Origin of the sequence: Pseudoduganella namucuonensis, assembly GCF_900116645.1 — a bacterium.
GTDB lineage: Bacteria > Pseudomonadota > Gammaproteobacteria > Burkholderiales > Burkholderiaceae_D > Rugamonas > Rugamonas namucuonensis.
The window spans coordinates 113786-120237 of sequence record NZ_FPBO01000026.1 but is presented as its reverse complement, the minus strand read 5'-3'; the positions used below and the strand labels follow the sequence as shown (position 1 = coordinate 120237).

The 6452-nt window shown below is 55.0% G+C and carries 6 protein-coding genes and 1 pseudogene; 6 read left to right on the top strand and 1 reads right to left on the bottom strand.

Annotated elements, in window-relative coordinates:
• Nucleotides 1–208 (bottom strand): annotated as a pseudogene (locus BM436_RS24060) (IS481 family transposase); the annotation flags it as partial.
• Between the two features lie 428 nt (nt 209–636).
• Here BM436_RS24060 and BM436_RS24055 point away from each other — a divergent pair.
• From BM436_RS24055 to BM436_RS24030, 6 genes are all read left to right on the top strand, one after another.
• The gene (locus tag BM436_RS24055; protein ID WP_307666154.1) at nt 637–1179 is read left to right on the top strand and encodes an HD domain-containing protein; all 543 of its coding nucleotides are present in this window, start codon (nt 637–639) and stop codon (nt 1177–1179) included.
• Nucleotides 1180–1219: 40 nt separating this feature from the next.
• Nucleotides 1220–2458 carry an O-succinylhomoserine sulfhydrylase gene (gene metZ / locus BM436_RS24050; RefSeq protein ID WP_093558075.1) on the top strand — a complete coding sequence of 413 codons (1239 nt, stop codon included), beginning with the start codon at nt 1220–1222 and terminating at the stop codon, nt 2456–2458.
• The gene (gene metC / locus BM436_RS24045; protein WP_093558074.1) at nt 2455–3654 is read left to right on the top strand and encodes a cystathionine beta-lyase; all 1200 of its coding nucleotides are present in this window, start codon (nt 2455–2457) and stop codon (nt 3652–3654) included. The genes metZ and metC overlap by 4 nt, the downstream gene beginning before the upstream one ends.
• Before the next feature lie 64 nt (nt 3655–3718).
• Entirely contained in the window at nt 3719–4837 is a 1119-nt protein-coding gene (locus BM436_RS24040; RefSeq protein WP_093558073.1) for a 2-aminoethylphosphonate--pyruvate transaminase, read from the top strand.
• Nucleotides 4838–4855: 18 nt separating this feature from the next.
• Complete coding sequence (locus BM436_RS24035) at nt 4856–5734, top strand: DMT family transporter (protein WP_093558072.1); 879 nt, start codon at nt 4856–4858, stop codon at nt 5732–5734.
• A complete protein-coding gene (locus tag BM436_RS24030) occupies nt 5731–6447 on the top strand; it encodes an NAD(P)H-dependent oxidoreductase (protein ID WP_218164919.1) in 717 nt (238 codons plus the stop codon). Before BM436_RS24035 ends, BM436_RS24030 begins: the two co-directional genes overlap by 4 nt.
• Nucleotides 6448–6452: the final 5 nt, after the last annotated feature.

The following is a 6452-nucleotide window of genomic DNA, read 5'->3' as shown; positions in this document are numbered from 1 at the left end:
TGGCTTCCTGCGCGGCCGACAACGTCGTATGTAGCGTGTGGGCCCGATGCGAACGGTCTTGCACGTCATCGCGCTTGAGCCACTTGGCGGCGGTCGCCTTGGTGATGTTGAACACCTTTGCCGCCTCGTGGGCGGTCAAGCCGGAGGCTTTGATCTCCTGGCGGATTTTCGGCGTTGTGCGGGCCTGCGGATGAATGCGTGTGCTCATGCTCTCTGACGCTCAGGTGTGCTGCTGCGGTGGGTTGGCGACCGCTTCGGAAAACCAGCGATCAACTCGTCAAGCACGGCCTTGGCACGGAGCAGAGGCATGCTGCGACGGGGGATATGATCGCATGAAACTAAACAGGTAGCCGCCCAGCAACGCTTGCTGTACCGACCACTGGACTTCGGCGCCAATTCCAACCGGTTCGGGTCGTTTACGGCGGCACCCACAAAAAAATGTTAGTCCGTTCGCAATTGTGGATATCCGAAGTTACTTAAAATGCAATTAGCAATTAGTCTACATCCACTCTCCAACCCCGCCACCAAACACAGGGGTCGCCGGCCAGGCAAACTAAAAAGGAAAATATATACATGGTTATGAAATGCACATTTTCTTCCCTGGCCGACGCCACATCCGACGATTGGCATGGAATCATGATTGAGCAAGACAGAATGTATGCTGAATTGCCAGGTCGGGTTATAGATCACCTCATGTTACTCAAAGGGGATTACAGGTCTTTCCCTGTCGATTTGTTGAACCATAGTTTGCAGGCCGCCACCCTCGCCTACACGGCTGGAGAAAGCGAAGAATATGTGGTCTGTACCTTGCTGCATGACGTGGGGGACATTTTAGGAAGCCTGAATCACGGAGAGTTGTCGGCAAAACTATTGCAGCCCTTTGTTTCCGACGAAAATTACTGGATGGTCAAGCATCACGGATTGTTTCAAGGGTATTACTTCTATCACCATATCGGCCGGGATAGAAACGCTCGCGATAGGTTCATCAATCACCCACACTTTTCGCGAACGCAGAGTTTCATTGACAATTACGACAACTTGGCTTTTTCCAAAGACAGAGAACCAATGCCAGTGGAATTTTTTGAACCCATGATCAAGAGGGTATTCAGCAGTCCAACCCCGGAATTCATCAGCAGGACTGGTCGAAGCAAACATAACAATCCCACTGTCGAAAAATAGCTTCGTTCCGACCAACATCCCCGCTACGGAAGGCAATCAAATGACATTGAATTACAAAGCTCAAAATCAGTTCCCTCGTCACTTGCAGCAAGTGCGTCCGCCACAGCCGCTTCAAGCGTCAACCAAGGCCGTGCACGGAGGAGCGACCCGCTCCCAGTTCTCTGAATTGTCCGAAGCCTTGTTCCTGACACAGAGCTATGTCTATGAATCGGCGGAAGCCGCGGAAAGCCGCTTCAACAGCAAAAATCCTGGCTATGTGTACTCCCGTATCTCAAATCCCACGACGAAAATGTTTGAGGATCGCATAGCCTTGCTGGAAGGAGCGGAAAGCGCTCGGGCCACGGCAACCGGCATGGCAAGCGTCACCGCCGCTTTAATGGGTCAGGTTCGCGCAGGAGACCATATCGTTTCGGCGAAAACCCTGTTTGGCTCCTGTCGCTACGTTCTGGAGGACTTGCTTCCACGATTCGGAGTGGAAGTCACGTTTGTGGATGGCGGGGATCTGGGGCAATGGCGAAAAGCGTTCCGCCAAAACACGAAAACCTGCTTTCTGGAGAGTCCCGCCAACCCCACGCTGGAAATCTACGACATTGCCGAGATCGCCAGCATTTGCCACGAACACGGCGCCACCTTGGTGGTCGACAATGCTTTTGTTTCTCCCATTTTGCAAAGCCCCCTGGAGCTCGGCGCCGACTGCGTGGTGTACTCGGCAACCAAGCATATCGACGGGCAGGGCCGTTGCCTCGGTGGCGTCATCCTTTCCTCGGAAGAATTCATGCGGAAACACGTGCATGATTTCCTGCGTCACACCGGCCCGTCCATCTCGCCGTTCAACTCGTGGCTGCTTTTAAAAGGGCTGGAAACACTACCGCTCAGAGTCAACGCCCAACAAGCCAGCGCGCTTCAGATAAGCAACTTCCTGTCCGATCAGGAAATGGTGACACGCGTGATTTATCCGAACCATAAGGATCACCCCCAGTACGAACTCGTTCAGAAACAGATGAAGGGAGGCGGCACCGTCGTTTGCTTCGAGGTGTCGGGTGGAAAATCCAGCGCGTTCCGCTTCGCCAACGCCCTTTCCATCATCAAAATTTCGAACAATTTCGGCGACGCCAAAAGCATCATCACCCTGCCTTCCATCACAACCCATCAACGTTTATCGCCCGAATTGCGAGCGGAGATGGGAATCCCGGATGGCTTGCTGCGCCTGTCCGTTGGACTGGAAGACGTGAACGACCTCATCAACGACCTGAGGAATGCGCTCAGGGCCTTGTCATGAAAGATCAAAAATTAACTCCGCAAACGAAGTTAATCCACGTTGGGCGCGATCCCCACGCGCATCATGGCGTGGTCAACCCGCCGATCTACCGCGCTTCAACCATCCTGCATCCAACGTTGGACGCATGGGAAAAAGCATGGCAGCCGGGTTTCACCGGCTATCGATACGGCCGACGCGAAACCCCCACCTCGCGCGGCGTGGAGTCGGCGATCTGCGAGCTCTACGGCGGTGATCGCTGCGTCGCCGTCTGCTCGGGAATGACCGCCATCTCCCTTGCCATACTAGGGCTATGCAAGGCGGGCGACCACATTCTGGTGACGGACAGCGTGTACGGCCCCACCCGAATTTTTTGCGATGAAATACTGCCGCAGTATGGGGTGTCAACCGAATACTACGACCCTGCGATCGGTTCCGATATTTCAAAGTTACTTCGGCCGGAAACCTCCTTGGTCTACACCGAATCACCGGGCTCCCTCACCTTCGAGATACAGGACATACCCGCCATTGTTAACGCTGTGAAACAGCATGGCGTCAAAGTCATATCGGACAACACCTGGGCAACCGCGCTCTACTTCAATCCGCTGGATCATGGCGTTGATGTCGTTGTTGAGGCGGCAACCAAATACATTTCAGGCCATTCGGATGTATTAATGGGCGTGATCGTCGGACGCGGGGATATAGCTCAACAGATATATTCCAAGGCCAAAATGATGGGCATGTGCTGCGGGTCGGAAGAACTTTACTCGGCGCAGCGGGGCCTGCGAACGATGGCGCTAAGGCTGAAGCAATCTGGAAACACCGGATTTAAAATTGCAGAATGGCTGGCCAATCGCCCAGAGGTCGCCCGAGTATTTCATCCGGCATTCCCAAATAGTCCAGGGCACGGAATCTGGATGCGCGATTTTTCTGGGTGCAGCGGACTATTCTCCTTCCAGCTATATCCGGTTCCGAAAGCCGCCGTGGCCGCGTTCTATGACAACCTTTCCCTATTTGGCATTGGCGCCAGTTGGGGTGGATATGAAAGCCTGGTTATGCCAGCCAACCCCGTGGATATCCGCACCGCCGTATCCTGGGACGAACAGGGTGCACTGATACGTTTGTACACAGGCTTGGAGGATGCCATGGATCTCCTGAACGATCTGGAACGCGGCTTCACCAGGATGGCCGAGGCATGCAGGAATGTTGCCGCCAGCTGAAATCGCTTGATTTATTTTAGCATTCCCTGGGAATTAAAAATATAACACTGAATCTTCCAAAGACATGTTACTGCTAATACCTGGACCGGTTACCACTGCAAGCGAAGTAAAGCAGGCGTTCGCGCAAGACTACGCGCCTTGGGATCCCGAGTTTCGTTCCATGACTTCTGAATTGCGTTCCCGCCTTTTGCACATTGCGGGCGGAAACGCTTCCAGTCACTCAGCACTGGCCTTGCAAGGCTGTGGCCATTTCGCCGTCGAGGCGGCATTAAGGACATTTGTTCCCGCCACGGGATCGATACTGATTCCCGACACCGGCGACTATGCGGATCACATGATTCGCCTGGCACGGGAAGCCGGCAGGAAGGTGACTACTTTCACCGTGGGTGAGAATCAATCACTCGATCCGCGGCAAGTTGAAATGGCGTTGCGCGCCGATCCTGAGATTACGCATGTTGGATTGGTATATTGCGAGACCGGCAGCGGAATCTGCCACGATGTTCTGGCCGCGGGGGAAGTGGTGCGGGCATTGGGCCGAAGAACGATTGTTGACGCGATTTCGGCGTTTGGCGCTCTACCACTGAATGTCAGCGAAATGCCTGAGGCAGACGCGGTGATCTTCACTTCCAATAAATGCTTGGAAGGACTGCCCGGACTTTCCTTCATCATTGTCCAAAATGAACGCATCCTGGCGGCGGCGGGCAATGCCGGAAGCTGGTCGTTGGACCTTGCCGACGTTTATCTGCATGGATTAAGCAAACCCAAGGGCACTTGGCGATTCACCCCGGTGCCTCAAGCTGTGGCAGCGCTCATGAAAGCGCTTGACCTGTACGAGGCCGAAGGCGGCAGAACCGCCCGTCTGCAACGTTACCAAGCCAATCAACAGCGCTTTTGCACAGGGGTGAAGAATTTGGGATTGATCCCCTATCTCCCGCCCCGTTTGCAAGGCCCGATCTGCGTCAATGTACAAGCGCCAGACAGTCCCGCATGGGACCTGCAGCGGTTTGTATCGGCATTAAAAGATAGAGGAGTGATCATAAGCAATTTCTACAACACGTCCCGGCCCAGTTTTCGCGTTGGCTGCATAGGCGCGGTGACTCCCGAAGACATGGAACGGGCCGTGAAAGCGATAGCGATGGCGTTGGACGATATCGGGATAGCGTATCCAGAGTCAATTAACTAGACATGAAAGTTGGGGAAAATGGAATCAAAAAATAAAGCCTTGCTTATATTTGTCATCCTGTTTGGAATGACGCTCATTCCTTTAGGCGACACCGCTGGAAAGATGCTTATGGGCGCGGGCGCACATCCCATATTTGTCGCATGGAGCAGGCTGCTTATAGGATTCGCGGTGATCCTGCCATTAAGCGGCATAAAGACCACGGAACTGAAATTGCTTTTCAATTGGCGCCTTTTATTCCGGGCTTCGCTTTTCATCGCAGCAATCACCTGCCTGATCAAAGCGGCGCAAACCGAGTCCATCGCCAACGTATTCGGTGCTTTTTTCGTCGGGCCGCTTCTGTCCTACTTCTTTGCGGCGATTTTTCTGAAAGAAAAAATCACCGCCCTGCGATCGACCCTGCTGCTGATTGGATTTTGCGGCGCGCTGATGGTGATCAAACCAGGTTTTGGGATGACGCCAGGCCTGGGCTTCGCCACCTTGTCGGGCGTCTTCTATGGCTCCCTGCTGGTCGCCACCCGCTGGTTGGCCGGGACTTACAGGCCGCACCTGATATTGCTGTCCACGCTGCTGACCGGCGCCTTGGTCTTGCTGCCGTTTGGCGCCAGCGCCCTGCCTGCGGTGGACATGAGGATGTCGGTCCTGATGCTGGTGAGTGCCTTGGGCTCGGCCTTTGGCAATTTGATCATTATCAAAGTCAGCCAAAAGCTTCCGGCCTCCGTGGTCGCCCCCTTTGTTTATACCCAGTTGATTGCGGCTGCCTTCTTCAGCGTATTGGTCTTTGACAGCTGGCCGGATGCGCTAAGCCTGATCGGACTGGTTGTCCTGTTTGTTTCGGGGCTCGCTTCCTTCACCGTCGCCAACCAAGGCCGAGTCGCATTGGCGGCGGACAACAAGTGAAGGTCCGTCTGAAGCAAGAGAACGGCAAACCCAAAGGAAAGACCGACATGAATTTACACCAACGCAACAGTATCGCCCCCGAGCAACTGCTGGCCCAACTCAAATGGCGCTACGCCACGCAGCAGTTTGATCCGGCCCGCAAAATTGATCCCCCGGCATGGTCGGCTCTCGAGGAGTCCCTTGTGCTGACCCCGTCCTCGTTCGGGCTACAGCCGTGGAAGTTCATAGTCGTCACCCAAGCCGAAAAGCGCGAGCAACTCGTCCGGGCGTCATGGGGACAACGCCAGGTGGCTGACGCCTCCCATCTGGTGGTGTTCGCCGTCAAAAGCGATCTGCGCGAGACTGACATTGATTCGCACGTGGATCACATGGTTAAAGTCCGCGGGACCAGCCACGACACCCTGAGCAGCTATCGCGATTCGGTGGTTGGCAGTCTCATCCAAAATCGCGAACCCGCCATTCGGCGGCAATGGGCAACCAACCAGGTGTATATCGCTCTCGGCAATTTGCTGACAAGCGCGGCCCTGCTGGGGATAGACGCGTGCCCGCTGGAGGGTATCGAGCGGGAGAAATACGATGAAATCCTTGGCCTGAAGCAGAAGGGCCTGGAGACCGCCGTGGCCGCCGCTGTCGGGTATCGCGCGGCTACCGACAAATACGCCACCGCGGCCAAGGTACGCTTTCCCAAGACGGACGTGCTTGCGACCATGTAAGCCCG

Excerpts from the sequence above, each read along its gene's own strand:
- BM436_RS24055 (WP_307666154.1), top strand. The coding sequence starts at position 637 with ATGATTGAGCAAGACAGAATGTATGCTGAATTGCCAGGTCGGGTTATA.
- metZ (WP_093558075.1), top strand. The coding sequence starts at position 1,220 with ATGACATTGAATTACAAAGCTCAAAATCAGTTCCCTCGTCACTTGCAG.
- metC (WP_093558074.1), top strand. The coding sequence starts at position 2,455 with ATGAAAGATCAAAAATTAACTCCGCAAACGAAGTTAATCCACGTTGGG.
- BM436_RS24040 (WP_093558073.1), top strand. The coding sequence starts at position 3,719 with ATGTTACTGCTAATACCTGGACCGGTTACCACTGCAAGCGAAGTAAAG.
- BM436_RS24035 (WP_093558072.1), top strand. The coding sequence starts at position 4,856 with ATGGAATCAAAAAATAAAGCCTTGCTTATATTTGTCATCCTGTTTGGA.